This is a genomic window from Phaeobacter sp. S60 (assembly GCF_000826845.1).
GTDB lineage: Bacteria > Pseudomonadota > Alphaproteobacteria > Rhodobacterales > Rhodobacteraceae > Phaeobacter > Phaeobacter piscinae.
The window spans coordinates 1-21,721 of sequence record NZ_JSWJ01000031.1 but is presented as its reverse complement, the minus strand read 5'-3'; the positions used below and the strand labels follow the sequence as shown (position 1 = coordinate 21,721).

At 60.9% G+C, this 21,721-nt stretch carries 23 protein-coding genes; 9 read left to right on the top strand and 14 right to left on the bottom strand.

Features of this window, described 5'->3' with window-relative positions; translation table 11 throughout:
* Positions 1–26 precede the first annotated feature (26 nt).
* From OO25_RS21205 to OO25_RS21195, 3 genes are all read right to left on the bottom strand, one after another.
* Complete coding sequence (locus tag OO25_RS21205; protein ID WP_040182719.1) at positions 27–725, bottom strand: gamma-glutamyl-gamma-aminobutyrate hydrolase family protein; 699 nt, start codon at positions 723–725, stop codon at positions 27–29.
* Positions 722–1,741 carry an amidoligase family protein gene (locus tag OO25_RS21200; RefSeq protein WP_052465749.1) on the bottom strand — a complete coding sequence of 340 codons (1,020 nt, stop codon included), beginning with the start codon at positions 1,739–1,741 and terminating at the stop codon, positions 722–724. Before OO25_RS21200 ends, OO25_RS21205 begins: the two co-directional genes overlap by 4 nt.
* A gap of 127 nt (positions 1,742–1,868) precedes the next feature.
* Positions 1,869–2,483, bottom strand: coding sequence for a LysE family translocator (locus OO25_RS21195; protein WP_040182718.1), 615 nt, complete (start codon positions 2,481–2,483; stop codon positions 1,869–1,871).
* A gap of 207 nt (positions 2,484–2,690) precedes the next feature.
* Between OO25_RS21195 and OO25_RS21190 the strand changes: the two genes are divergently transcribed.
* Positions 2,691–3,161, top strand: coding sequence for a hemerythrin domain-containing protein (locus OO25_RS21190; protein ID WP_040182717.1), 471 nt, complete (start codon positions 2,691–2,693; stop codon positions 3,159–3,161).
* A gap of 108 nt (positions 3,162–3,269) precedes the next feature.
* Here OO25_RS21190 and OO25_RS21185 read toward each other — a convergent pair whose 3' ends face one another.
* Genes OO25_RS21185 through OO25_RS21165 form a run of 5 tightly spaced genes read right to left on the bottom strand, consistent with a single transcriptional unit; the run spans position 3,270 to position 7,342 of the window.
* Complete coding sequence (locus OO25_RS21185) at positions 3,270–3,782, bottom strand: hypothetical protein (RefSeq protein WP_040175602.1); 513 nt, start codon at positions 3,780–3,782, stop codon at positions 3,270–3,272.
* Between the two features lie 29 nt (positions 3,783–3,811).
* Positions 3,812–4,558 (bottom strand): ABC transporter ATP-binding protein, encoded by a 747-nt coding sequence (locus OO25_RS21180; protein ID WP_040182716.1) that lies wholly within the window; start codon positions 4,556–4,558, stop codon positions 3,812–3,814.
* Positions 4,555–5,400 (bottom strand): ABC transporter ATP-binding protein, encoded by an 846-nt coding sequence (locus OO25_RS21175; RefSeq protein ID WP_040175606.1) that lies wholly within the window; start codon positions 5,398–5,400, stop codon positions 4,555–4,557. The genes OO25_RS21180 and OO25_RS21175 overlap by 4 nt, the downstream gene beginning before the upstream one ends.
* On the bottom strand, positions 5,397–6,299 hold the full coding sequence (locus OO25_RS21170; RefSeq protein ID WP_040182715.1) for an ABC transporter permease: 903 nt from the start codon (positions 6,297–6,299) through the stop codon (positions 5,397–5,399). The genes OO25_RS21175 and OO25_RS21170 overlap by 4 nt, the downstream gene beginning before the upstream one ends.
* Positions 6,299–7,342 carry an ABC transporter permease gene (locus tag OO25_RS21165; protein WP_052465748.1) on the bottom strand — a complete coding sequence of 348 codons (1,044 nt, stop codon included), beginning with the start codon at positions 7,340–7,342 and terminating at the stop codon, positions 6,299–6,301. Before OO25_RS21165 ends, OO25_RS21170 begins: the two co-directional genes overlap by 1 nt.
* 166 nt (positions 7,343–7,508) lie before the next feature.
* Between OO25_RS21165 and OO25_RS21160 the strand changes: the two genes are divergently transcribed.
* The 3 genes from OO25_RS21160 (at position 7,509) to OO25_RS21150 (ending at position 11,042) form a co-directional block, all read left to right on the top strand.
* Entirely contained in the window at positions 7,509–8,126 is a 618-nt protein-coding gene (locus OO25_RS21160) for a helix-turn-helix domain-containing protein (RefSeq protein WP_040175608.1), read from the top strand.
* 78 nt (positions 8,127–8,204) lie between these two features.
* Positions 8,205–9,791, top strand: coding sequence for an ABC transporter substrate-binding protein (locus OO25_RS21155; protein WP_040182714.1), 1,587 nt, complete (start codon positions 8,205–8,207; stop codon positions 9,789–9,791).
* A 150-nt stretch (positions 9,792–9,941) separates the two neighbouring features.
* The gene (locus OO25_RS21150) at positions 9,942–11,042 is read left to right on the top strand and encodes a Xaa-Pro peptidase family protein (RefSeq protein ID WP_040182739.1); all 1,101 of its coding nucleotides are present in this window, start codon (positions 9,942–9,944) and stop codon (positions 11,040–11,042) included.
* A 112-nt stretch (positions 11,043–11,154) separates the two neighbouring features.
* Here OO25_RS21150 and OO25_RS21145 read toward each other — a convergent pair whose 3' ends face one another.
* Positions 11,155–11,562 (bottom strand): response regulator transcription factor, encoded by a 408-nt coding sequence (locus OO25_RS21145; RefSeq protein WP_040182738.1) that lies wholly within the window; start codon positions 11,560–11,562, stop codon positions 11,155–11,157.
* A gap of 235 nt (positions 11,563–11,797) precedes the next feature.
* Here OO25_RS21145 and OO25_RS21140 point away from each other — a divergent pair, with 235 nt between their 5' ends.
* Positions 11,798–14,932: a transporter substrate-binding domain-containing protein gene (locus OO25_RS21140; protein ID WP_040182713.1), complete on the top strand. Its 3,135-nt coding sequence runs from the start codon at positions 11,798–11,800 to the stop codon at positions 14,930–14,932.
* 718 nt (positions 14,933–15,650) lie between these two features.
* On the opposite strand, the gene OO25_RS21135 is transcribed toward OO25_RS21140, so the two are convergent.
* Positions 15,651–16,574 carry a LysR family transcriptional regulator gene (locus OO25_RS21135; RefSeq protein WP_040182712.1) on the bottom strand — a complete coding sequence of 308 codons (924 nt, stop codon included), beginning with the start codon at positions 16,572–16,574 and terminating at the stop codon, positions 15,651–15,653.
* A gap of 114 nt (positions 16,575–16,688) precedes the next feature.
* On the opposite strand from OO25_RS21135, the gene OO25_RS21130 reads away from it, so the two are divergent.
* Complete coding sequence (locus OO25_RS21130) at positions 16,689–17,645, top strand: glutathione S-transferase family protein (protein ID WP_082035386.1); 957 nt, start codon at positions 16,689–16,691, stop codon at positions 17,643–17,645.
* A 48-nt stretch (positions 17,646–17,693) separates the two neighbouring features.
* On the top strand, positions 17,694–18,071 hold the full coding sequence (locus OO25_RS21125) for a nuclear transport factor 2 family protein (RefSeq protein WP_052465747.1): 378 nt from the start codon (positions 17,694–17,696) through the stop codon (positions 18,069–18,071).
* 64 nt (positions 18,072–18,135) lie between these two features.
* Here OO25_RS21125 and OO25_RS21120 read toward each other — a convergent pair whose 3' ends face one another.
* Entirely contained in the window at positions 18,136–18,738 is a 603-nt protein-coding gene (locus OO25_RS21120; RefSeq protein ID WP_052465746.1) for a TetR/AcrR family transcriptional regulator, read from the bottom strand.
* A gap of 85 nt (positions 18,739–18,823) precedes the next feature.
* Here OO25_RS21120 and OO25_RS21115 point away from each other — a divergent pair, with 85 nt between their 5' ends.
* Entirely contained in the window at positions 18,824–19,690 is an 867-nt protein-coding gene (locus OO25_RS21115; RefSeq protein ID WP_040182707.1) for an NADP-dependent oxidoreductase, read from the top strand.
* A 118-nt stretch (positions 19,691–19,808) separates the two neighbouring features.
* On the opposite strand, the gene OO25_RS21110 is transcribed toward OO25_RS21115, so the two are convergent.
* From OO25_RS21110 to gstA, 3 genes are read right to left on the bottom strand one after another with little or no spacing between them, the layout of a single operon-like run.
* Positions 19,809–20,030: a 4-oxalocrotonate tautomerase family protein gene (locus OO25_RS21110; protein WP_040182705.1), complete on the bottom strand. Its 222-nt coding sequence runs from the start codon at positions 20,028–20,030 to the stop codon at positions 19,809–19,811.
* Positions 20,031–20,033: 3 nt separating this feature from the next.
* Complete coding sequence (locus OO25_RS21105) at positions 20,034–20,414, bottom strand: nuclear transport factor 2 family protein (RefSeq protein ID WP_040182703.1); 381 nt, start codon at positions 20,412–20,414, stop codon at positions 20,034–20,036.
* Positions 20,411–21,022 (bottom strand): glutathione transferase GstA, encoded by a 612-nt coding sequence (gene gstA / locus OO25_RS21100; RefSeq protein WP_040182701.1) that lies wholly within the window; start codon positions 21,020–21,022, stop codon positions 20,411–20,413. Before gstA ends, OO25_RS21105 begins: the two co-directional genes overlap by 4 nt.
* Before the next feature lie 106 nt (positions 21,023–21,128).
* Between gstA and OO25_RS21095 the strand changes: the two genes are divergently transcribed.
* A partial coding sequence (locus OO25_RS21095) for a LysR family transcriptional regulator (RefSeq protein ID WP_040182735.1) occupies positions 21,129–21,721 on the top strand: 593 nt, incomplete at its 3' end.

The window sequence follows — 21,721 nt, the reverse complement described above, 5'->3', positions numbered from 1 at the left end:
TCAGGCTGTTAAGCCCGTATCAGACATCAGCCCGCACAGCGCATCTGATCTGCTGGTGTATCCCGTTTGGATCTGGCGGCAGCAACCAAGGCGCGAAACAGATTGAGATGTGCCGCGCGGTAGAACAGATGCTCCGGGTGCCACTGCACACCAATCGCAAAACGTCGCCCCGGATCCTCAACCGCCTGCACCATGCCGGACTGATCGCGCCCGGTGACCCGCAGCCCCTGCCCCAAATCGCTGACGGACTGGCTGTGCAATGCGTTGACTTTGAGCCTGGGCACGCCCAACACCCGGCGCAACACGCTGTTGTTGGTAATGGTGACCTCTTTGCGAGGCAGAACCGTTTTGTAATTCTGCTGACCATAGAAGGCGTAGGCGTCCTGATAGAGCCGCCCGCCGCGCGCCACGTTCAACATCTGCGCGCCGCGACAGATCCCCAAGAGGGGTACATCCTGACGCGTCGCCTCGCGCACGATGGCTGCCTCCAGCGCGTCGCGGTCAGGATCCAGCCGGACCTCAGGCATGATCTGACCATCATACAGTGTTGGCGCAATGTCATCACCTCCGCCAATGACCACGGCATCCACTGTAGAGAGATCCGCCTCACGGTTGCTTTGCCAGCGGACAGCGTGGCCACCTGCCAGCCAGATATTGAGAGCCATCAGTGGAAAAATCCGCCATCCGCTGCGGCGCGAGACTGTCACGGCAATCCGCGGTTTCATGCAATGCCCTCCCGGCCTGAAATGCCGAGGATATCTGCCGCGTGTTTGGCCCATTCCCGGCTCATCAACTGTTCGCTGCGCGGTCGCGCCTGCCAGCCCTCAATCAGTGCTTTTAGCCGCCCATCGCGGGCGATCTGTTCTACCTCGGCCCAGCGGTTCCACTCACGGGTGATCGACCAGTCGGGATCCCCCAGACGGCAATCAGGCAATCTGTAATGGTAGGCAGGCCGCGCGGCGGTTTTGTCTCCCTCCCCCAAGGCTGCACGCACGCGATCCGGGGCATAATCCGCAAGCAGCGGCAGCAGATCCAGCGCGTGATTGCGATCGGCGGCATGTTCAAGATAGAGGCGGAGAAGATCGTCCATGGTCTGCGGAGGGGACGCACACAGCGCGTCTATCAAGGCCTTGGGATAGGGCGCGATGAACGGCTGCACACGCCGCGACAGGTCGATCCCCGGCATTCGGCGTAGCAGCGGTTCCAGCAGCGCAAAGGACGTTAGCACCGGTCCGATATGCGCAGCCGTCATATCGGCAACCTCCACATTGAGATGCACGCCAAAGCCGTTCAGCACACCGTCCTGCGTACCCGTGGCCCCGGCCTCTGCCAATCTGACGCACAGCTGATCCAGCTGCGACAGCTGCGACTGTTTCAGCGGCGGGGTGACGATTTCGACCGGGATCAGCGGTTCCGCCATGGCGACCAGCGTTTTGCCGAGGCCCGGTTTGCTGCGATAACGGCTGTCGAGATAGACCTCCACGTCACCCAGCGCCGTAGCTGCGACATGCGGGTTTGGCCCGTCCGCGCGGTCCTGCGCTCGGATCTCACCGCCAAGTTCGCGCTGCACGATTTTTTGAGCGTGCGCAACGGACAGGCCGCCGAACTCAATCTCGATGCCCACCTTGCGGGCCGCTGCAGATCTGCGCGCCTGCGGCTCCTGCGGCAGGGGGGCTGCGATCACGTCCGGTGCGCCACCAGCGGCACAGCCCATATCACCCTTCAACTCGCTCTCACCCATGTTCGACTCCGTCGTCGCTCTCTGGCTCAACGTCACCGCTCTGAAAATGTTCCGGATTGCACCATGTGCCCCGACCGGCGCGGTCTCCTTATGTGGCCCTACCGGGGCGGCTGAGCGCGCCGCCACCTCACAGGAGCAACATCCATAAGGCAACACCGGCCAGCAAAAGCGCAAATCCCCGGTTGAGTTGCCGTGCGCGCAGATCGCGGGAAAACTGTCGCGCCAGCCCGTCGCCGATCCAGGTCCAGATCGAGAATGCCACCAAATTGTTGAGAGTGAAAATCAGCGTGATGGCCAGCACCGGCGCCAGCGCGTCCCTACCAAGGCTCACCGCCCCCGGAGGTGTGAGAAACTGGCTGAACATCACGGTGATAATCACATAGGCTTTGGGGTTGAGCAGCAGCAGGACGACACCATCTCTAAATCGGGCCGGACGGGCCTGAAGCTCCGCCTGTAGCCCACCGGCGCGCCACAGGCCCCATGCGATCCACAGCACATACCCCGCGCCTGCCATCTTCAGCCAGGTGAACGCCTCCTGCGCCACCGCCTGAGCCGCCAATGCGCCGGATCCAATCAGCAGCGTCACCGCAGCCGTGGCGATATGGTAACCCGTTGTCGCAGGCAAGGTCGCGCGAAAGCCAAACCGCGCACCATTGGCCGCAAAAAACAGATTGCCCGGTCCGGGGCTATAGGCGAGCGGGAACAAAAACAACAACAGCGCCAATACCATATCCAGTGTCATTTTTGTGGGTCCTCTGCCAGCCTGCCGCCCCCAAATAGGGCAAACCCTGCAGCGCGCGCGACCCGGAACCTGCGCAATCCTGCGGCGCGATTGACCGCATCAGGAACACTCTGCCCGATTGTGGCGTTTGTTCATCAGAGAGCCGCCGAACCTTGCCCGGCAAGGTCGCCGTGCCGTTCAACTGATCCCACCAGACTGGAGCTTCCAATGCCGACAATTTACGATGCGATCAAGGACGACCATGATACCCACCGCAAACTGCTGACCTCCATACAAGACAGCAAGGTCGAGGCGCGTGGAGCTCTGTGGAAACGGTTTTACGAAGACGTCAAAAGCCACGCGGCCGCGGAGGAGGAGACGTTCTATTCCAAACTGATCAGCCAAACCTGGGGTCAGGACGCGGCCCGCCATTCCGTACATGAGCATCAGCAGCTTGATGATCTGATGGAGGAGCTGAATGTGATGAAGATGTCCTCCGACCTCTGGATGACCAAATTCGAACAGCTGAAGCATGAGTACGAACATCACATGGATGAGGAAGAAAACGAGGTCTTCACCCGCGCCAAAGAGGTGATTTCTGACGAGGATCTTGAGGGCTACGGTAGCCGCTTCCAACAGCGCAAGAACGAGGAACGCGGATTGATCGACGAGAAACGCGAAGACAGTCTGGAAGACTGACCCGCCGACCGGGAACCCGCTTTCTGCACCCTGCGCGTATGGGACAACAGACCATAGAGAGGCCGCCGACGCGCGGCCTCTTTTTTCATTTGCTGCGCGCGGGAGAGATTACAGATGCCGGGCCAAGGCCAGCGTCGCCATTGCAGGCAGGGTCAACAGGGCCTTTGCCGCTTCCACCCGTGCCTCTGAGTAATACCCTGGCTCATGCAGAATATTGATGGTCGCGGCAAGTTCACCCCCGATCAGCACCGGCAGGTTGATCACCGATCCGCAGCCCAGCGCCCCGATCAGCTCCGCATCTGGGAAGACCTGATCGATCTCTTCCAGCGTATTGGCAACAAAACAGCGGTGCTGGCCATGGACAATCTCGAACCAGTCATTCAGCTCAATCGGCTTGGTGCCGGAGGTCGGATAGTTCTCGGGATCATCGGTATAGGTGCGGCAGGCCAGCATGGCTGCCATATCCACAGTCATCACCGTGAACAGCTTGGCCCCAACCGTGGCTTTGGTCAGCGCGCAGAGCGCGTCATAGGCCGCCTCGGGGTCGGTGGCAGCAGCGAGCGTGTCGGTGAACTGGCGCAGCGCCTCTGCAAAATCTTCCGGCAGTCTGTCGTCGGGCATTCGGGTCGATCCCTTCTCTCGGGTTAGTGTCACGCGCACGGCTCCGCGCCACCGCTGGCAGCATAAAGCTGCTGCGTATAGGCATCGCTGAAGGCACCGTCATGCAGCGCCTCAGCCGGGGCGATCTCAACAATACGCCCCTTGTTCATCACAGCCATTCGGTCACACATGAAGCTGACGACCGGCAAGTTATGCGTGACCATCAGATAGGTCAGCCCCTGATCGCGGCGCAGCGTCTTCAGCAGGTTCAGGATTTCCGCCTGCACCGAGACATCCAGCGCCGAGGTCGGCTCATCCAGCAGCATTACCTTTGGATCCAGCATCAGGGCGCGCGCGATGGCGACCCGCTGACGCTGCCCACCAGACAGCTGATGCGGATAGCGGAACCGGAACCGCTGGTCGAGACCAACTGCCGCCAGCATCTCTGCGACGCGGGCGTCGCGCGCCCCGATCCCATGCACCCGCAAGGGCTCCCGCAGCACCCAGTCGACCGGTTTGCGCGGGTGCAATGAGCCATAGGGGTCCTGAAACACCATCTGGCAGGTCCGCGAAAACGCTCGGTCAATACCGTGGCTGCGTGGCTGGCCCAGCACCGAGATGTCCCCTGTCCAATCAGGGGCGAGCCCCGCGATGGCTTTCAGCACGGTGGATTTTCCGGAACCGCTTTCCCCCACCAGGGCAAAGCTTTCCCCTTCGGCGACGTCGAAACTGACGTCCCGCACCACCTTGGTGTCGCCATAAGAAATATCGAGATTTCGCAGAGAGATCGCGGTCATGTGCCACTCCAGCCTTGTCGGTCGAGCACCGGCAGCGTGTCGCGGGTCTCTTTCATCCGGGGCACCGCCGCCAGCAGCCCTTGGGTGTAGGGGTGGCTGGCCTTATGCAGGTCCGCAGCGGCGCAGCTCTCCACCACGCGGCCGGCATTCATCACCATGATCCGGTCACAATAGCGCGCCACCAGATTGAGGTCATGGCTGATCAGGATGAGGCCCATCCCCTTGTCGCGCACCAGATCATCAATCAGATCCAGTACCTGCGCCTGCACCGACACATCCAGTGCCGAAGTCGGCTCATCCGCGATCAACAGATCCGGGCGCGGGATCAGCATCATTGCGATCATCACCCGCTGCCCCATGCCACCGGACACCTGATGCGGATACATCTGGGCGACGGCCTCCGGGTCATTGATGCGCACCGCCTCCAGCATCTCCAGCACGCGGGCGCGGGTGTCGCGGCGGTTCAGCCGCTCGTGAACATCCAGCGCCTCAGCGATCTGTGCACCGATGGTCATCACCGGATTGAGCGAGAATTTCGGGTCCTGCATGATCATCGAAATCCGGGCACCGCGCACGCCGCGCATCTGGCGCTCGCTAAGGGTTTGCAGGTCCTGCCCCTCCAGCGTCAGCCGATCCGCCGTCATCCGACCCGGATTGCGGATCAGCCGCAGGATGGCGCGACCGGTCATGGATTTGCCGGAACCACTCTCGCCCACGATACCAAGCCGCTCGCGGCCCAGGGTCAGGCTTAACCCCTTGACCACCTCAACCCGGCCCTTGGGGGTTGGAAAACTGACGCGGAGGTTTTCCAGCTCCAGCAGTGGCGCGCGCGCATCGCTCATGATTTGCCCCCCTGTTTCGGGTCCAGCACATCGCGCAAGCCATCGCCAAGGAAACAAAAGCCGAGGCTGACCACGATGATCGCGATACCGGGCATGGTCGCGACCCACCATTGGTCCAGAATAAACACCCGCCCGCGCGAAATCATCGCGCCCCATTCCGGCAGCGGCGGCTGCGCGCCGAGGCCCAGAAACCCAAGCCCTGCCGCTGTCAGAATGATTCCCGCCATGTCCAGCGTCACCCGCACAATCATCGATGACGTACACAGTGGCAGCACATGCTGCAGGATAACGCGGCTGTGCGAGGCCCCCAGTAGGCGGGTGGCCGCAATGAATTCTGCGTTTCGGAAGGTCAGCGTTTCGGCCCGTGCAATGCGGGCATAGGCGGGCCACGCGGTGATGGCGATGGCAATGATCGCGTTTTCGATCCCCGGCCCCAGCGCCGCAACGAAGGCCAGCGCCAGAATAAGCTTGGGCATGGACAGGAACACATCGGTGACGCCCATCAGAATCCGGTCGGTCCAGCCCCCGAAGTAGCCCGAAACCGCCCCGATGATCAGCCCCAGCGGCGCCGAAATCACCGCCACCAGAGCGACAATCATCAGCGTGATGCTGGCGCCGTACACCACGCGGGAAAAGATATCGCGCCCCAGCTCATCCGTGCCCATCCAGTTGGCCCAGGAGGGCGGCAACAGACGGGAGGTCAGGTCCTGCCCCACCGGGCTTTGCGGCGCGATCCAGGGCGCAAAAGCCGCTGCCAGGATAAGGACGGTGATGATCACAGCCCCCAGCACCGCCAGCGGGTTGCGCATCAGCGCAAGGATCATGCGATAGGCGCGCCCTGCGGTGGCCTGGGTCCGTGTGGCGGGCGAGTCGTCCAGCAACCAGTCGCGGCTCAGCATCACAGGCTCCTTGGGTCGAGAACCCGGTACAGCACATCCGAGATCTTGTTGATGAAGATGAAGACCGCGCCGATCACCAGTGTTGAGCCAAGGACGGCATTCATATCCGCATTGAGCAGCGCCACGGTGAGGTAATTGCCGATGCCGGGCCAGCTGAACACCGTTTCAATCATCACCGAACCTTCCAGCAGCGCCGCATAGGAAAGGCCAATCACCGTGATCAGTGGCACCCGGATCGGTTTGAACCCATGCACCCAGATCACCTTCCATTCCGGCACGCCTTTGACGCGGGCGGTGGTGATGAATTCCTGGCTCAGCTGGTCCAGCATGAAACTGCGGGTCATCCGGGCGATATAAGCGAGGCTGAAAAAGCCGAGGATGGCCGCAGGCAACACCAGATGCGAAAGCGCGTTCCAGAACACCTCTGTGTCGCCAACCAGCAGGCTGTCGACCAGCAACAGGCCAGTGATCGGATCAATCAACCCATCATAAAAGATGTCGACCCGCCCCGGCCCGGCGACCCAGCCCAGACCCGCGTAGAACACCGCCAGACCAACCAGCCCCAGCCAGAACGCGGGCACCGAATAGCCCAGAAGCGCAAAGACCCGGATGATCTGATCGACCCAAGTGCCCTGCCGCGCGGCAGCCCAGACACCCATGGGAACCCCCATAAGCACACCAATCAGGATACCAAGCGTGGCCATTTCCAGCGTGGCGGGAAACACCCGCGCCAGATCGGACACGACGGGCCGGTTGGTGGAAACAGAGCGCCCCAGATCGCCCTGAAAGACGTCCGCCACATAGGCGAAAAACTGCACCACCAGCGGGCGATCCAACCCCATGGCAACCCGCGCCGCCTCGTATTGGTCCTGCGTGGCGCGATCTCCGACCACTGACAGAACCGGGTCAATCGGCACCACACGGCCAATAAAAAACGTGATTGCCAGAAGGCCGAGAAAGGTCAGCGTCGACACGATGGCAAAGCCCGCAAGCCCTCGTCCCCAGCGCAGAACTGCGCGTCTCGTTGTTCCTGTGCTGGTCAAGATACCCTGCCCTTTCACATAGCCGAAGCCGACGGTTCACGACCGCAGACACACCGTCACCTTGCCTACGGGCATAAATATTTTTTTCCGCAAAAGCAAAATTTTTTTGCTTCACAATAATTTTTTTCCTAAGCTGATTAAAAGCCATCCAGAATGAGAGCCGCCGATGCCCCAGACCACCGCCCCCCAGAAAACGGCGAAGACCCGCAGCAGCGCAGGCCCGATGCTGGGCGCGTTGATCCGCAAGCGGCGCAAGCAGATGGGGCTGACGCTTCAGGCGCTTTGTGATGTGTCCGGCGTCTCAGTGGGCTATCTGAGCCAGGTGGAGCGCGACAATGCCACCCCAACGCTGGGCACGCTGGCACAGATCGCGTCAGCGCTGGAGGTGGGGCTGGAGTATTTCATCGCCACGCCGAAACCCTCGGACGCGGTGACGCGGGCGATGACGCGGACGCAATTCTCGCTGGCGGGCTCCTCCATTACCTATGAGGCGCTTGGCGCCCAGTTTCCGGGCGCGGAACTGTCCAGTTATATCCTGCATGTGCCGCCCGGATATGTCTCTGAGGAGGTCAGCCACGAGGGCGAAGAGATGCTCTATGTGCTGGAGGGGGAGATTGATCAATCGCTGGATGGGCAGGTGTTCCGTCTGCGGGTTGGGGACAGCCTGCACTACAGCGGCCTGACCTCCCATTCCTGGAGCAATCCCACCGACCAGCCGGCGCGGTTGTTGTGGACCGGCACACTCAGCGTTTTGCACAGCACCAACACCCCCAACCTGCCCTGACCGGGCAGCTGCGGCAGGCCGGTCCTGCGGGGGCGGTCGTGGCCGATGGATACCAATGAACCAAACAGGGAGACTGACATGAACCTCGTGAAATCCGCCTTGCTGGCCAGCGTGATGGCGCTGCCTCTGGCGAGCGGCGCTATCGCTGACACGCCCGCCAATGCGCTGATCGTGGCGCAGAATATCGACGATATCGTCGCCATTGACCCCGCTCAGGCCTATGAATTCACCTCCGGTGAGCTGGTGACCAACCTTTATGATCGCCTGGTGCAATATGACGCCGAGGATCCCACCGTTCTGGCGCCGGGCCTTGCCAGCGCCTGGGACGTCGACGCGGAGGCCAAGACCATCCGCTTCACTCTGCGCGACGATGCGGTGTTTCATTCCGGCAACCCGGTGCGTGGTGAGGATGTGGTGTTCTCACTGGCGCGGGTGATCAAACTGAATCTGACCCCGGCCTTCATCCTGGCGCAACTGGGCTGGACCGCCGAGAATGTCGATCAGATGATCACTACCGACGGCAACAACGTCACTATCAAATACGAAGGGGATTTTTCCCCCGCCTTTGTGATGAACGTGCTGGCCGCCCGCCCCGCTTCGGTGGTGGACAAAGAGGTGGTGATGGCAAATGCCGTGGACGGCGACATGGGCAATGGCTGGCTGAATGAAAACGCCGCCGGCTCCGGCCCGTTCAAGCTGCAGGGCTATCGTCCGGCGCAGATGGTCCGGTTGGCAGCCAATGCGGATTATTTCAAGGGCGCACCCAAGATGGAAAGCGTCATCATCCGCCATGTGGCCGAAGCCGCCACGCAGGAGCTGCTGCTCGAATCCGGCGATATCGACATGGCCCGCAATCTGACACCCGATCAGATCCGTGGCTTTGACAGCGACGCCATCAAGGTGGAGACCTACCCGCAGGCGGCGGTGCATTTCCTGTCCTTCAACCAGAAAACCGACAGCCTGACCGACCCCGCCGTCTGGGAGGCTGCCCGCTATCTGGTGGATTACAAGGGCATGACCGACACCATCATCAACGGCCAGATGGAGATCCATCAGGCGTTCTGGCCCAAAGGCTTCCCCGGTTCCTACGACGAAACACCATTCGGTTATGACCCGGAGCGCGCAAAATCCATCCTCAGCGAGGCCGGGATTGAGACCCCGATCACCGTTTCGCTGGATGTGATCAATGCCGCCCCCTTTACCGATATGGCGCAGTCCTTGCAGGCCAGCTTTGCCGACGCAGGGATCAACTTTGAAATCCTGCCCGGCACCGGCAGCCAGGTTATCACCAAATACCGTGAGCGCAGCCATGAGGCGATGCTGCTCTATTGGGGCCCGGATTTCATGGATCCGCATTCCAATGCCAAGGCTTTCGCCTATAACTCCGACAACTCGGACGACAACTATGCGGCCACCACCACATGGCGCAATGCCTGGGCTGTGCCGGACGCGATGAACGCCAAGACCAAGGCTGCCCTCACCGAGGCGGATCCTGAAAAACGGCTGGAGATGTACCGTGAATTGCAGGCAGAGGTGCAGAAAACCTCTCCCATCGTGATCATGTTCCAGGCCGCCTATCAGGTGGCAATGGATGCGGATGTCTCTGGCTATGTGAATGGCGCGACCTCCGATTTTGTCTTCTACCGTCTGGTGGAAAAGAACTGATCCCCCGGCGCCACGTGGCGCTTTCGCCTGCTCCCCTTATCCGGGGGCGGGCATCTGGGGCCGGCGCTGACATGAGCCGGCCCTTCTTTTCATCTTCCGGCCCGATCTGCCGCCACTGATGGGGCCGCCCGCGCTACAGGACATATGACCATGACCACGCCTCCCTATGCAGACCGGTTGACCCGGCTGCGCCACCGCATGACCGAGACCGCCACCGATCTGGTGGTGCTTGGCCCCTCCAGCCATATGATGTGGCTGTCGGGTGTGAACCCCCATGGCGACGAGCGGCCCGTGCTGCTGATGGTCAGCCAGAGCCACGCAGGCTTTCTGATGCCGGGGTTGAACGCCGATGCGGCGCGCACATCCACCGATCTGCCATTTCGCTGCTGGTCGGATGATGACGGGCCGGATGCCGCGCTGACCGCGCTGCTCAATGACTGCGGCGCCACGGCTGCTGGCCTGTCGGTGGTACTGGATGAAACCATGCGCGCTGATTTTGCGCTGCGGGTTCTGGACGCGATGGACGCGCCAAAGCGGCGCTTTACCGATGATACCGTGGGCCTCCTGCGGGCGATGAAGGACGACGCCGAATATGCCGCGCTGAAGGCTGCACATCTGTTGAATGATGCCGCCGTGACCGAGGCGTTTTCCCGCCTTGAAGAGGGTATGAGCGAGCTGGATGTGCAAGCGATCCTGCATGCCCATTACAAGGCCCACGGCGCCAGCGCGGAATTCACCATCGTCGGTTTTGGTGCCAATGGCGCCTTCCCGCATCACCACACCGGCGACACCAGGCTGACCCGCGACATGGCGGTGTTGATCGACACCGGGTGCCGGTTGAACGGCTACCCCTCGGACATGACCCGCTGCGGCTGGTTCGGCACGCCGGAGGCCGAATATGAGCAGGTGTTTGAGGTGGTCGAAGCCGCAGTAAAAGCCGCAGTCCAAGCCGCGAAACCCGGCGTGCGCGCCAGCGAGGTCGACCGTGCCGCACGTGAGACAATTGCCGCCGCCGGATATGGTCCGCAATTCCTGCACCGCACCGGCCACGGGCTGGGTATTGATGTGCATGAACCACCTTATATCACCGCCACCTCTGATATTGAGCTGCGCGCTGGCAATGTGTTCTCGATCGAACCGGGGATCTACCTCAAAGACCGGTTTGGCGTGCGGCTGGAAGAGATTGTGATCCTGCGCGAAACCGGCGCCGAGATCCTGTCGGAGATGCCGCGCGACATGCAACGGCGCTGAGACCAGATCATCTGCCAACCAGAAAATCAGGCGCACCCCGCATCCGGGCTGCGCCTTTTCATATTTCCCGGCATCTGGGTTACCTCCTTGAAGCGGCCACCCGGGCGGGTGATCAGGTCAGAGGTTGCAGCAGCTGATCAATGAGGGCCAGCAGCTCTGCCGGTTCAAACGGTTTCGTCAGCGTTGCCGTCGCACCAAGATCCTTGGACGTGACCAGCAGCTGCTCCAGCCCCGGACGCTGCGTGGCCCCGGACATCGCTATAATCGGCGGAATTGTAAGCCCGTCGCGTGCACGCCCCTGTAGGAAGGAGATAACCATCACGCCGCCATCTGGTATGGCGCGGTTGTTTTTCTTTACGATCAGATCAGTGATAACCAGGTCAAAGTCGTATTCTTTGTACTGGGCAATCGTCTCGGTCGCGTCTTCACAGATGATGGGGAAATGCCCGGCCTGCTCCAGAGAGACCTGCAACAGGCTTGCAAAAATCTCATCATCCTCCAGAACCAGTATGTTGGCCATTTCCATCTCCCCTCTCCGGCGCAGTAATGCAACCACCGGACCAGACGCTGATGCACTGTCATTTTTTTCGCGAGCTTTTTACCTGGCACTCGGGGCTTATACAATCGCTGACGCTGCTCAAAGACTGCTGATCCGGAGCGGCGGTTGGTTTCGCCTGACATCCCCGGTCGCTCAACTATAACATTGCAACAACCCAAAACACTGACCCAAGCCAGCACGCGACGGAGCCTTCGACATGGTAAGACCAATCCGGTTCCTGTTCTCGTTCTTTCTGCTGGTGATTGTAGCCTTGCCAGGCTGGTCGCAGGACGGCCCTGCCCCGCTGCGCATCGGTTTTCTGTCGGTCCCCCCCTTTGCGCAGCGCAACATTCAAGGTGAGGAAACTGGATTTCTGGTGGAGTTGGCGCAGCAGCTCGCAACCGAGTTGGGCACCAGCATCACATTGGTGCCGGTGACGTCGAGCCGCGAATTCGTGCAGGCGCAGGTCGAGGGCCGTACCGATCTGATCGCTGGCATCGCCCAGCTGCCGGCACTGCGTGACAGCAATCTGTTCTCTACCCCGATTTCCAGAGAAACCCTGCGCCCCATGGTTAGGATCGATATGGCTCTCAGCCAGTCGACTGCAACGATGAGCGGCGCGCGCGTGGGTGTTGTGCCACCCGCGGTTGGCTCCGATCAGGAAGCGTTTCTCGCACGCAATACCACCGTGAATTTCTCCACACCCGAGGCTGCTGTATTGGCGCTGCTCTCCAAAACCGTCGATGCGGTGATGATCCCGGAGCCAGTGGCTTTCAATATCGCAAAATCCGCGGGAGTTGATAACCGGATACGGTTCCTTAACCCTCCACTGCGCGAGTTCGGCCGCTATATTGCCCTGCATCGGAGCCGCGCCGATCTGATGCCTAAAATCGAACTCGCCTTGCGCCGAATGAGACAAGACCGACGCCTGGACGACCTGCTGCTGAAGTATTTTCTGGATATCCCCCTGCCTGTACCGGAGGTTCTGCGGGTGGGTGTGCGTCATGCACCGCCCTATCAGCTGATCGATGCTGATGGCGAATTTTCCGGTTTCGCGGTCGAAGCGTTGCGCAGCCTGGCCCAACGCACAGGTCTGCAGCTGGACTTTCAGCACATCAGCGAAGAAGAGTGGCTGCTCGGGCCACAGTCGGACACCTACGACATTCTTCCTGCGGTTCAGGTCACAAGCAAGCGGCGCACAAAGATGGATTTCGCAGATCCCATTTTGGCGGCAGATCAATCTGTCTTTACCATGGCCGCAGGGACAGAAGTGATCTCGCGGTTGGCAGACCTTAGGGGGCTGCGGGTAGGCGTGCATGCAGAAAACGCCGCCGCGCTGGACATGGGTGCGAGATTGAACTGGCAGATGGTTCCCATGACCAGCGTGCCGGAGCTGCTGACGGCGCTGGAGGCCGAACACGTTGATGCCGTGATAGATCAACCTGATATCATAATGGCAGCAGCAACCGGTCGCAGCGCAGCAGGCAATCTAAACGAGGTGCTGCCTGCGATCCTGAGCTATGAACGTGCGCCCGCATTGCGATTTGGCCTGGGGGAAGTGCGCGACAAACTGAACTTGGCGTTACCACAGTATTTGATCTCTGCCGAATATGCTGAGCTGCGCAGAAAATATCTTGGGGCGCCTGTGTTCTGGACCTCTGGCCGACTGACCCTTTTGGGCCTCGCAGCAGCGGGCGGGCTATTGGCTCTATTGGGAGTGCAGGGCATCGGCCAGCTACGCGCGCGCCGTCGCATCGCGGCAGACAAGGTCAGACGCGCCCGCGAAATCGCCGAAATCCGCGATGAGTTGGAAACCGTACTGAACGCCGCGACCAGCGGAATTATCGCTTTGGACCGTTCTGGTCAGATCATCCGGATCAACAGCCGGGCGCGCCTTATGCTGGGTGGGGTATCCGCTGAGACGCCGTTTCTCTGGCCGGAGGGGATCAACTTTTTGAACAGCGAGAACCTCACCCCACATAGTGTCGGCGCCGATCCGCTACAGCGCGCACGCGCAGGCGATGTTCTGTCAGGGGAAACCCATTTGTTGCAGCGCAGCGCCAGCGGGGATGATTACCGGCATGTCCGGGTCAGAAGTGCGGCATTGGAAAACGAACAACATGGTGTCGCCCTTGTCCTGGTAATGGATGATGTCACCGAAGAGGAACGCAACCGGCAGGTCGTCGAACGCAAAAGCAGACTTGATGCGCTTGGTGAGCTGACCGGCGGTATCGCCCATGACATCAACAATCTACTGGCTTCCCTGCTATATGCTGTGGATCTGGCGGACTCGGCATCCACTGCCGATAGTCGGGCACGGTTTCTCGGCATCGCAGCAACCACGATCAACCGCGGGCGCCAGCTGACCACGCGGCTTCTGGCCTTTGCCAAACGGCAACCCGGTGTTGCCATCACCAAACCGGTCCATGAGGTTCTAACTGAGTTTCACGAACTGATCCGCCCGATGCTCGAGAAACGCATCGAAATTCTGATGGAAGAGGCTGACCGTGATCTGCTGGTGCATTGCGACCCTGCGCAGCTGGAAACCGCGCTGATGAACCTGGTTCTGAACAGTCGCGATGCCATTATGAGCAGCGGTCATGGTACGTGTATTACTCTGAAGGCCCAGCCTGCCCCCTCCCCTTGGGACGGTCCAGGTGGGGATTCAGGCGACGGGTTTGGCAAGCAGGACGCTCGGGACGGCACCGCCGACTACCACTACGTTGAACTGTCGGTCTCAGATGACGGGCCCGGCATGAACGAGACCACGCGGGACCGCTGTACAGATCCCTTCTTCACAACCAAAGACAGCAATTCCGGTACCGGACTGGGGCTTTCGATGGTCTATGGATTTGCCCGCCATTCCAGTGGAGATTTGCAGATTTGCTCCCAGCCAAGCAGCGGTACTACAGTGCTTCTAACCCTTCCGCGGGGCTCTGACCTTAGCCCCCCGAACACCTCTGCAACCGACGCGCCTGCTGAGAAAGGTGGAGGTGAAATCATTCTGTTGGCCGAGGATGAACCCGACCTACGGGAGATAACCTGTGATATGTTAACCGAGCTTGGCTACCGTGTGCTTCCCGTTGGATCGGTGCAACAAGCCCTGGATATGCTGGATCACAGGACGAGATTTGATCTGCTGCTGACCGATGTGGTGATGCCTGGTCCCCTAGGCGGCTTCGAGCTGGCCGACCGAGTTCGCGAAATCCACCCGGCAATGCCCGTGGTCTATACCTCGGGATATACCGGTATCACTCCCGCTAAGACCGGCCCCGCCGCGCGCCCCCTGCTTCACAAACCTGTCCACCCGAAGGATCTGGCAGCCGCGATTGCAAAAGCCCTGCGCGATTGATTTTATCAAGCTCGGGCTCCTTGTGAATTACCGAACACCAGGGCGAGCTACTGCCTCTAGTCGCACACCCGACCACATCCTTTCATCACACGGCTGACCCGCTTGCGAGATATCTCCAACAGAAGGAGTGAGCGAGTGGAGGATCTTCTGGACAAGATCCGCGCCTTCAGTCTGGGGGATCAAGGCACCATGTCAGGCACGTGCGGCCGAACGCGGCCCACACGCAGTTTGCCATGGGTTTCCCAGCCTGCGTGCAGCACCGAGAACAGCAGCAAGCCATTGCTGGTGGAAGCACGCATAATATTTGCCTTGCTGACCTATACGATGGACAATTCTCTGCAGCATGCTGCTGGAGTTTGTTTGCAGCTGCCATTCGGATGGGAAATCATGGGGTGTGTGAGGATAGACAACTGTCCGAATGCGACCGCCAACAATTGGTGAGTACCCTTCTGCGGAGTGGTTGTGGTGCACCTTCGTGCAAACTGCTCAGGTTTAGCCATGACCGCAATATGCTCGTCATTCACTCTGAACTGGCCGCTCGACCAACAACTCGGCTTTCGCCCCATAGCTCCAGACCAGACACCAAACCAATCGGGCTTGCCACTCCGAGGTGACGCGCGCTCTGAGAGTAGTAAATTTTTGCGGCGGGCAGCCGACCAACCCACTGAGCAGGCAGGGCATTGTTTGACCCAGAGCAGTCCACTGACCTGATGACCCATCACCCGCCCAGGCCAGCCTCGATGTCCCAGAAAGGGGTTTCGCGGCCGATCCGGTCCGCCAGAAAATCAGCAAAGGCGCGAACTTTTGCTGGCATGTGGCGCCGCTCGGGGAAGACCGCGTATAAGGATTGCTCGGGCAGCGCATAGGCTGGAAGCACCCGCACCAGGCGGCCCGCTGCCAGATGAGCGCCCGCCACGAAGGTCGGCAGGCGGCCGATCCCAAGCCCGTCTATCAGGGCGGTACACAGAGCCTCGCTGTTGTTGACCCGCAGTCTTCCTTTTGTGCGCACACGTATTTCCCCCTCGGCACCGTGCAGGAGCCATTCCCGCGGGTCGCGCGAATAGCTGTAATGCAGGCAGCTGTGGTGCAGCAGGTCTTCGGGATGCTTTGGCGTTCCGGCCTGCGCCAAATACTCTGGTGCCGCGGCGAGGACACTGTGAATCGGCGCCAGCCTGCGGGCGATCAGGGCAGAATCCGGCAGGGTGCCCGCCCGGATAGCCATGTCGAACCCGGCTTCGACCAGATCCGCAACCCGGTCATCCATGGTCAGATCCAGCGTGATCCCCGGGTGGTGCTCGAGAAAATCCTTGATCAACGGCGCAACATGCAGCCAGCCGAAGGACATCGGCGCGTTGACCCTGAGCCGGCCGGCGGGCCGCCCCCGCATGGCAGTGACGGCATCCTCCGCTTCCCTGGCCGACCCAAGCGCCTGCACCGCATGGGACAGGTAGATCTCACCGGCCTCGGTCAGGGACATGCTGCGTGTCGAGCGGTGAAACAGCTGCATGCCCAGATGCGCTTCCAGGTTGCCGATCCGCTTGCTGACAGCGGATTTTGTGATCCCCAGCTGCCGGGCAGCGGCAGCAAACCCGCCGGTTTCCGCGACCGCCACAAAGACCGGAATGGCGCCAATCTCAATCATGCTGCTCTTTCCATTGTCAACTTCTACTCACCCTCAAGTTTTCCGAATAGCGAATTATCGCATCTACGGGAACCAGTTAGATCATTCCCATCACTCAGCTTGCCGGAGGCCGCCATGTCCAGAATGCTCATCAATGGAATTCTTCGCGACAAGCCTGTCACTGCGGACGGGCAGTTTCAGCGGATGCCAAGCGCGTTCCGGTCCTGGATCGAAGCCAGCCCCGGTGCCGCGTTTCCGGCCGTATCAGGCCGCTATCATCTGTATTTGTCCAAGGCCTGCCCCTGGTGCCACAGCGTCGACCTGATGCTGACGTTCAAAGGTCTCCGCGATGCCGTCAGCATCACATGGATGGACCCGGTCATGTCGGAGGACGGCTGGGTCATCGACCAGCCCGGCTTCGAGGAGACTGCGGGCGTGCCGCGCGACCGTTACCTTTACGAGGTCTACCAGCGGGCCGCACCGGATTTTACCGGTCCGATCACTGTGCCCCTCTTGCTGGACAAGCAAAGCAGCAGGATCGTCAGCACCGAGTCCGCAAGCATTCTGCAGATGCTCAACACCGCCTTTGCCGGAGCGGGCGCAACCGGGCCGGACCTCTATCCCGGCACGCTGTCGGATGAGATCAGCCGTCTGACCGCCATGATCCATGCGCCGGTTTGCAACGGTGTTTACCGTGCCGGATTCGCGACGGCGCAACCCGCCTATGACGAAGCGGTGACCCGGCTCTTTGCTGCGCTGGATGAGGTCGAGACGGTACTGGAGCAAAGGCGCTATCTGGCCGGGGAGGAGATTACCGGCATTGATCTGAAGCTCTTTGCGACCCTCGTGCGGTTTGATCCCGTCTACGTCACGCATTTCAAGACAGATCGAAAGCGGATTGCCGACTACGCCGCCCTGTCCCGCTATCTTTGCGATATCGGCGGGCTGCCCGGTGTTCGCGAAACCATCGACCTGCCCCATATCCGCGCGCATTACTTCCAAAGCCACCGGCATATCAACCCGGCGGGCATCATCTCGATCGGACCGGACAGCCCCTTTGCGGAGATGCCCGCGCCGCAGGGAGCCGCGTGATGCCCGGCTCCAGCTTCCACTGCTCAACCACAAAACAGGAGAACCCCCATGCAGATTTCAGCCAAAGAAACCACGCCACATACCGCATTGATCGAGGGTCTGTACTCTGCCGTCGACGCGATGAATGCCGAAGCCGTCGCCAGCTTTCTGACCGATGACGTGACCTTTCGCCTGGGCAATTTCGACGCCATCACGGGACGCAAAGCGGTTGAGGACGCCAACGCGTCCTTCTTCGCCACGATCCGCGCGATGGGCCACACGATTACCGGCATATGGACAAGCGGTAATGCGGTCTTCTGCGAAGGGGACGTTCACTATACCCGCACGGACCAAAGCGAACATAAGGTGCCCTTTGCAACGCGCCTTGGCCTTCGCGACGACAAGATCGCCACATACAATGTCTATGCTGATATCTCGGGACTGTGACCGGGATCGCGGGCCTGTGGTCGCCGTCCAAGGCGGACACAGGTCGCAGGCCGCAGGCCGGATGCTAGGATGACACAGGTAGCTGGCTGAGCGCGAGCTCGGCCACCTCATGCAAGTCACCCGCTGACGCCCCGTCGCGAGCCTGCGCGGCCAGTCCCTGGATCAGGACCGCCACGTATTTCGCCAGCAGATCAGGTTTGGTGGATGCTGGCATGTCCCCTGCTTCCATTCCGCGCCGAATGCGGTCTGCAATCATCGTCTCGCTGGCCTGCCGATATCCTGTCAGCAGATCCTGAGCGCCCGCGCTGTCCTTGCCGCAATTGGTTGCAGCGCTGACAAGCAGACAGCCCTTGGGTCTGTCTTTCGTGCAGAATGCCTCAATGGCGTCAGAAACAAAGCGGCGCAGGGCCGTCTCGGCGGTTGCTGCCTCGCCAAGGGCACGGGGGGCGTAGGCGGCAACGCTCTGCGCGTAATGGGCGGCGCATCGTTCGAATAGCGCCTGCTTGTTGCCGAAGGCCGCGTAGATGCTGGGCGGGTTCACCCCCATCGCAGCACTGAGATCGGCCATGGAGGCAGCCTCATAGCCTCGCTCCCAAAACAGCAGCATCGCCTGTTCAATTGCGTCATCAGTGTCAAAGGATCGCTGTCGTCCCAAGGTCGTCTCCATTTTATTTATCAATCACTACAGAAATGTGCTTGACCCGGCAAGCCACAGGTTATTTAACGATCATTACAAAATATTGGAGGCACGGATGAAAGCTGCAATTATCGAAACCTATGGCGGACCTGATCACTTCCGGATGGCAGAGCTGCCGCGCCCGGAGCCCAAGCCGGGGGAGCTGTTGATCCGCATCCAAACGTCCAGTGTGAATCCAGTGGATGTCGGTGTCCGCGCGGGCAATATCCTGCCTGATGAGGCGGCCAATTTCCCAATGATCCTGGGCTGGGATGCGGCGGGCACGGTCGAGGCGCTTGGTCCTGAAATCGACGATTTTGCGCCCGGCGACCGGGTGATGGCGATATCACCGCAGCCGGGATCACTGGTCGGCACCCACGCGCAGTTTGCCGCGCTGCCAGCCAGCCAGGTTGTGAAAATCGCGGATGCGGTCTCCTTCACCACCGCCGCTGCGGTGCCGCTGATCGGCAGCACGGCCCTGGCCGCGCTTCAGGCGCTGGATCTGGCACCGGGCGCCCGTGTCCTGATCAACAACCCCAAGGGGGCGGTTGGCGCAATGGCTGCGAAAATTGCCCCCCTGCTGGGGTTCGAACTGGCCGACCCAGACACGCAGGGTGTCGATGGTGCCATTGATGTGCGCGGTCGCGAACACGCGCAAAGAGCATTCGCCGGTGTCAAGGATGGCGGCGCCTATGTGACCGTCGTTCCAGAATGGTGGAAGCCGGGAGGGGTTTTTACCCCCGCTCGCGGGATCACCCCGGTGACGGTTCAGAACCCCGCCAATCGAGACGTTCTGGCCCCGTTGGCCGATTGGCTGGCACAGGGAGATCTGCTCCCGGACATCGAAGAGATCTTGCCACTTGATCAGATATCAGAGGCGCACCGCAGACTGGAGGCCCCCGGACATACCGGCAAACTGGTCCTCGACCATACCAGCTGCTGACACAAGCAGAGACGGGCACAGGCGCAGTTCTTGCCGCCTGCGCCCGCCATCGCCCGAACTGGGGTCGCTGAGCGTCGTCAAGTTGCCAGCGGCCCCAACGTCTCTGTCAGCGACGTCCTCATTGTGCCTGTATACGATACTCCTGCACCGGTAGGCCGCCGACGCCCCAATCCTCCAGCGGGACCTCATTGATCACCACAAATGTGGTCGCCGGGGATTTGCCCAGAACCTTTTGCAAAAGATCAGTGACGCCGCGGATCAACTGCGCCTTCTGCTCAGCGCTCGGGCCGGTGCCGTCGGGGCCACCTTCGCGGGTCACTTTGATATTCACATAAGGCATCGCTCAGTCCTTTTTCGGCACATAGGAGAACACTTTTGTAACGATACGCCATTCGGCACCGTAGCGGACAAGGGTCAGAAGGTCATGGAAATCACGTCCCATCATGGTCATACGGGCGTTAACCTGGGCCATCCGGTCGTTGACAAAAGCAACCTCCAGAACCTCCTCCTCGCGTGGCTCGCCGCGCCGGGCAGGCGGCTCACGACCATCCACGCGGGTCATGTAAGTCTCAAGGTCCAGATAAAGCTCATCGCCTTCGGTGGCGCAGACATAGGCCAACTGCGGGTGGAAGACATCACGCAGCGTGGCGCTGTCGGCTTGATGAAGCCCCTCGAAATAGGCCTCCATCAGCGCGCGGACCTGTTTGCGATCCGTAGGCGTCATTGGATCAGCCCCTCTGCGCGCATCGCGGCCTGAGCGGAGGGGTGCGCGGCACTGCGGTCTACAAAGGCAGCCAGCCGGGGCCAGCCGGCCAGGTCGATGCCGGTGAAATTCGCCCAGTTCGCGACCACGAACAAATAGGCGTCCGCAACCGAAAACTGATCCGCAACCAGCCACGCGCGGCCATCTCCCAGCTGCGCCTCAATCAGATCGAATTTGCCCGCGACATCGATGCGTGCTTTGGCCTTATCAGCCTCGGTGCTGCCCTCACGAAACAGCGGACCGAATGCCTTATGCAGCTCAGTCCCGATCCAGTTCAGCTGCTCCTGCATCCGGGTGCGGGCCAAGGTTCCCGGCACCGGTGCCAGACCTGCCTCCGGGTGGCTATCTGCGATATACTGCAAGATCGCGGGCCCTTCGGTGAGGATGCTGCCGTCTTCCAGACGCAAGGCCGGAACGTATCCTTTGGGATTGATGGCACGGTAGTCCGCACCGCCTTCGGTCCGACCTGCAGCAGTATCGACAGCCTCAATATCAAAGGGGCGGCCAGCCTCCTGCAGGGCGATATGGCTGGCCAGCGAGCAGGCACCGGGTTTGTAGTAGAGTTTCATGACAGTCTCCTGTGGTGTGATGCCCCCTGGCTACCGCCTGAGATGATTGATTGATAATATTGTGTTTTCATCATAACGATTAAAAAAATAGATCGTCTATAAACCCATGAAACACGACCAGCTCATCGCTCTCGACGCAATCGTCTCAACCGGCACCTTCCGCGGCGCCGCTGAGCGCCTGCATAAGTCGCAATCCGCCATCAGCCACACAATCCGCCAATTGGAAGACCAACTGGAGCTGGAGCTGTTCAGCCGCGAGGCCTACCGCCCGGTGCTCACCCCGGCGGGGGAAGTATTTTACCGTGAGGCCTCCAGAGTGCTGCGTCAGATGCAAGGGCTGCGCGCTACCGCGGCCCGGCTGCGCGCCCGCGAAGAGCCGGAATTGACCATCGCCGTCAGCGCCACGATGGATTTGGACCTGCTTTTGCCGCCCCTTGCAGAGACCGGGCGGCGTTACCCAGCAACCCATTTGCGGCTGCGGATGGAGATGATGGGTGGCCCGATTGCGCGGCTGCTGGAGGGCAAGGCTGATATCGCAGTTGCGTCGCTGGACGGGGTGCCCCTCGACACTGTCGAGGCCGCGCCAGTTGGCGAGGTCACAATCCGACCGGTGGCCAGCCCAGATCTGGACCTGCCCGCCACATGCCGCGCCCTGGCAGCCAGCGAGGTTCAGGGTCATGTGCAGGTGGTCACCGCCGA

Bases quoted from the DNA above. Each gene is read 5' to 3' on its own strand.
- OO25_RS21105 (WP_040182703.1), bottom strand. From the start codon at position 20,414: ATGACGCCTACGGATCGCAAACAGGTCCGCGCGCTGATGGAGGCCTAT.
- OO25_RS21130 (WP_082035386.1), top strand. From the start codon at position 16,689: ATGTCCAGAATGCTCATCAATGGAATTCTTCGCGACAAGCCTGTCACT.
- OO25_RS21145 (WP_040182738.1), bottom strand. From the start codon at position 11,562: ATGGCCAACATACTGGTTCTGGAGGATGATGAGATTTTTGCAAGCCTG.
- OO25_RS21140 (WP_040182713.1), top strand. From the start codon at position 11,798: ATGGTAAGACCAATCCGGTTCCTGTTCTCGTTCTTTCTGCTGGTGATT.
- OO25_RS21180 (WP_040182716.1), bottom strand. From the start codon at position 4,558: ATGACCGCGATCTCTCTGCGAAATCTCGATATTTCTTATGGCGACACC.
- OO25_RS21190 (WP_040182717.1), top strand. From the start codon at position 2,691: ATGCCGACAATTTACGATGCGATCAAGGACGACCATGATACCCACCGC.
- gstA (WP_040182701.1), bottom strand. From the start codon at position 21,022: ATGAAACTCTACTACAAACCCGGTGCCTGCTCGCTGGCCAGCCATATC.
- OO25_RS21120 (WP_052465746.1), bottom strand. From the start codon at position 18,738: ATGGAGACGACCTTGGGACGACAGCGATCCTTTGACACTGATGACGCA.
- OO25_RS21170 (WP_040182715.1), bottom strand. From the start codon at position 6,299: ATGCTGAGCCGCGACTGGTTGCTGGACGACTCGCCCGCCACACGGACC.
- OO25_RS21205 (WP_040182719.1), bottom strand. From the start codon at position 725: ATGAAACCGCGGATTGCCGTGACAGTCTCGCGCCGCAGCGGATGGCGG.
- OO25_RS21115 (WP_040182707.1), top strand. From the start codon at position 18,824: ATGAAAGCTGCAATTATCGAAACCTATGGCGGACCTGATCACTTCCGG.
- OO25_RS21160 (WP_040175608.1), top strand. From the start codon at position 7,509: ATGCCCCAGACCACCGCCCCCCAGAAAACGGCGAAGACCCGCAGCAGC.
- OO25_RS21185 (WP_040175602.1), bottom strand. From the start codon at position 3,782: ATGCCCGACGACAGACTGCCGGAAGATTTTGCAGAGGCGCTGCGCCAG.
- OO25_RS21150 (WP_040182739.1), top strand. From the start codon at position 9,942: ATGACCACGCCTCCCTATGCAGACCGGTTGACCCGGCTGCGCCACCGC.
- OO25_RS21110 (WP_040182705.1), bottom strand. From the start codon at position 20,030: ATGCCTTATGTGAATATCAAAGTGACCCGCGAAGGTGGCCCCGACGGC.
- OO25_RS21195 (WP_040182718.1), bottom strand. From the start codon at position 2,483: ATGACACTGGATATGGTATTGGCGCTGTTGTTGTTTTTGTTCCCGCTC.
- OO25_RS21125 (WP_052465747.1), top strand. From the start codon at position 17,694: ATGCAGATTTCAGCCAAAGAAACCACGCCACATACCGCATTGATCGAG.
- OO25_RS21200 (WP_052465749.1), bottom strand. From the start codon at position 1,741: ATGGGTGAGAGCGAGTTGAAGGGTGATATGGGCTGTGCCGCTGGTGGC.
- OO25_RS21155 (WP_040182714.1), top strand. From the start codon at position 8,205: ATGAACCTCGTGAAATCCGCCTTGCTGGCCAGCGTGATGGCGCTGCCT.
- OO25_RS21175 (WP_040175606.1), bottom strand. From the start codon at position 5,400: ATGAGCGATGCGCGCGCGCCACTGCTGGAGCTGGAAAACCTCCGCGTC.
- OO25_RS21135 (WP_040182712.1), bottom strand. From the start codon at position 16,574: ATGATTGAGATTGGCGCCATTCCGGTCTTTGTGGCGGTCGCGGAAACC.